Genomic DNA, 3,270 nt, shown 5'->3' on the forward strand with positions numbered 1-3,270 from the left:
GCCCCTCCTCCTGCGCCGCCTCTTGCCCCGCCGCCGAGCCGCCGGACGACCGCGACCCGGCCCCGTCGGACGCGCCGTCGTCATAGGCGGCACGCGAGGCATCGGCGCTGCGTCCGCAGCCCGAGCCCGTCGAGCCGGCTCCTCCGCGACGTCACTTGGATGAGGCGGGACGCGTTTCGCCGGGCTCGGCAGGGGCCTGCGTCCCGTCGCCGGGCCGGGTCCTTCCCGGATCGTCCGGGGCGAAGCGGAAGGGGCGGCGCGGATCGGCGCCGCGATGCTCCCGCCTCCGAGGCCGGCCTGCGAACCGAGCAAAGACCCGGCGCGCCGGCGCGGTCCCCTTTCGGACAAAACTCGCCTATAGGCTGCGCTCGAGCATGGGCGGCGAGCGCCCGAGGGGCAGGGCCGGCGGCGCGCGGGACGAAGCGCGGCGCGTGAGGATCACGAGACCATGGACCGCATCCACATCACCGGCGGCGTGCCGCTCAACGGCACGATCCCGATCTCGGGGGCGAAGAACGCCGCCCTGCCGCTGATGATCGCGAGCCTTCTCACCGGCGACACGCTGGAGCTCGCCAACGTGCCGCGGCTCGCCGACATCGCCGCGCTGACGCGGATCCTCGGCAACCACGGCGTCGACCACATGGTGGTCGGCAAGCGCCCGGGGCAGACCACCGAGACCGGCCAGACCATCCGGCTCACCGCCTCCAACGTCATCGACACCACGGCGCCCTACGAGCTGGTTTCGACCATGCGGGCGAGCTTCTGGGTGGTCGCGCCGCTGCTGGCGCGCTTCGGCGAGGCCAAGGTCTCGCTCCCCGGCGGCTGCGCCATCGGCACCCGGCCGGTCGACCTCCTGATCATGGCGCTGGAGAGGCTCGGCGCGCAGATCGAGATCGATGCCGGCTACGTCGTCGCCAAGACCAAGAACGGCCTGCGCGGCGCCGAGATCGACTTCCCGAAGGTAACCGTCGGCGGCACCCACGTGGCGCTGATGGCGGCCTCCCTCGCCTACGGCACCACGGTGATCTCCAACGCCGCCCGCGAGCCGGAGGTGGTGGATCTCGCCGAGTGCCTCACCAAGATGGGCGCCCGCATCCAGGGCGCCGGCACCCCGCGCATCGTGATCGAGGGCGTCGCCCGCATGAACGGCGCCCGCCACGAGGTGCTGCCCGACCGGATCGAGACCGGCACCTACGCCATGGCGGTGGCGATGACCGGCGGCGACGTGGTCTTGGAGAACACCCGCGCCGACCTGCTGCATTCGGCCCTCGACATCCTCTCCACCACCGGCGCCGAGATCACCCAGGTTCCCGGCGGCATCCGGGTGCGGCGCAACGGGGCGGGAATCGCGGCGGTCGACGTGACCACCGACCCGTTCCCGGGCTTCCCCACCGACCTGCAGGCGCAGTTCATGGCGCTGATGACCCTGGCCAACGGCCAGTCGCAGATCCGCGAGACCATCTTCGAGAACCGCTTCATGCACGTGCAGGAGCTGGCGCGCCTGGGCGCCCGGATCCGCCTCGAGGGCGACCTCGCCATCGTCGAGGGCGTCGACCGCCTCAAGGGCGCGCCCGTGATGGCGACCGACCTGCGCGCCTCGGTGTCGCTGGTGATCGCGGGGCTGGCGGCCGAGGGCGAGACCCAGATCAACCGGGTCTACCACCTCGACCGCGGCTTCGAGGCGCTGGAGGCCAAGCTCGCCCGCTGCGGCGCGCGGATCGAGCGCGTGCGGGCCTGAATCGCCCGCCGTATCGAGCGCCCGCCCGCCTGCATTCGCGCGGCGCGGGCCGGGCCCGGGCAGTCGAGCGCGGGCGGATGCGGCTGCGAAGACCGCCGATAATCCCAATCGATACGGTTTTATAGGATCGTCGTCTTGTCTCGTGCGGCTCGCACGAGCAGGGAATCTTAACGCGCGCCTGCCTAAGGACCGGCTCAAGCTCTCCGAGCATTTTCGAGACGGATCGATGTCGGCATTCTCACGTCTCGAGGCGCGCCTGCCCGCCATGACCATCGGGCTCGCGCTCCTCAGCGCCACGGCGATGGGCGGCTTCAGCTGGCACCAGGCCCGCGCCGGGCTGATGGAGGCGGCGCGCGAGCGGCTGCAGCTTGCCGCCGACGCGCGGCGCGACGGGGTCGAGCTGGTCGCCGACCGGATGCAGGCCGACTTCCTCACGGTGGCGGCGCACCCGCAGGTGGTGTCGAACGTCGCCGACCTGATCGAGACCCTCGACCCGTCCAAGCCCGACTATGCCGGCCTCCTGGCCGCCTTCCGGGCGCCGGAGACGGCGGCGGCGCGCATCGCGCTCGACGGCACGGCGACCAACACGATGTACGGGCGCCGGCACGCGAAGGTGCAGGAGGTCGCCCGCAAGCTGCTGGCGCAGGCGGGCTACGCCGACCTGATGGTGCTCGATGAGGGCGGGCGCATCGTCTACACCACCACCAAGGGCGAGGATTTCGCGCGGCCGGTCTCCGATCCGGCGCTGCGGGGAACCGGGCTGGCGCGGCTGTTCGAGCGCCTGAAGGCCGCCGACCCCGAGGCCGCCCTGTTCGAGGATTTCGCGGCCTATCCGGTCGATGCCGGGCCCTCCGCCTTCATCGGCCGCGCGGTGACGAAGCGCGCCAACGTCGCCATGGGCACGGCGCAGGCGGCCGAGCGCATCGGCTACGTCGTGATGCGGGTCGGGCCGGCCCTGTTCGATCCCACCCTGTCGAAGCGCACCGGCCTCGGCGAGACCGGGCAGACGCTCTCGACCGGCGCCGACGGCCTGCTGCGCACCCGGCCGCCGCTGAACCCGGACGCCAAGGCCGGCAGCCCCCTCGATGCGCTCGGGATCGCCCCGGCCCGCCTCGCGGAGGGGCGGCCGTTCGACTTTTCGGGCGCGGACGGCCGGCACCTGGCGGCGTCCTCGGTCGTGTCGGTGCTCGGCGCGCCCTGGACGGTGATCGCCGAGCAGAGCCTCGACGAGGCGATCGGCGCCGTCTCGACCCTGTCGCGGACGCTGGCGCTGGTCGGGCTCGGGGTGCTGGCCGGCACCGCCATCCTCGGCCTGCTGCTGGCCCGGTCGATCGCGCGGCCCCTCGGCGCGCTCACCGCCGCGCTCAAGGCCCTGGCCGCCCGGCAGGCGCTGGAGCAGGTGCCCGGCAGCGGCCGGCGCGACGAGATCGGCGACATCGCCCGGGCGGTGGTGACGATCCGTGACGTCTCCCTCGAGGAAGCCGCGCAGCAATTGAAGACCACCGAGGCGGCGCGGCTGCGCGAGGCGCAGG

The 3,270-nt window shown here is 73.2% G+C and carries 2 protein-coding genes; both read left to right on the top strand.

What is annotated here, in order from left to right; genetic code table 11:
* Nucleotides 1-448 precede the first annotated feature (448 nt).
* Complete coding sequence (murA, locus tag FV223_RS23700; RefSeq protein ID WP_147729280.1) at nt 449-1,738, top strand: UDP-N-acetylglucosamine 1-carboxyvinyltransferase; 1,290 nt, start codon at nt 449-451, stop codon at nt 1,736-1,738.
* 226 nt (nt 1,739-1,964) lie between these two features.
* Nucleotides 1,965-3,270, top strand: a 1,306-nt coding sequence (locus FV223_RS23705; protein WP_147729281.1) for a cache domain-containing protein, incomplete at its 3' end; no start/stop codon positions are given.

Origin of the sequence: Methylobacterium sp. WL116 (genome assembly GCF_008039455.1) — a bacterium.
Taxonomy (GTDB): Bacteria; Pseudomonadota; Alphaproteobacteria; order Rhizobiales; family Beijerinckiaceae; genus Methylobacterium.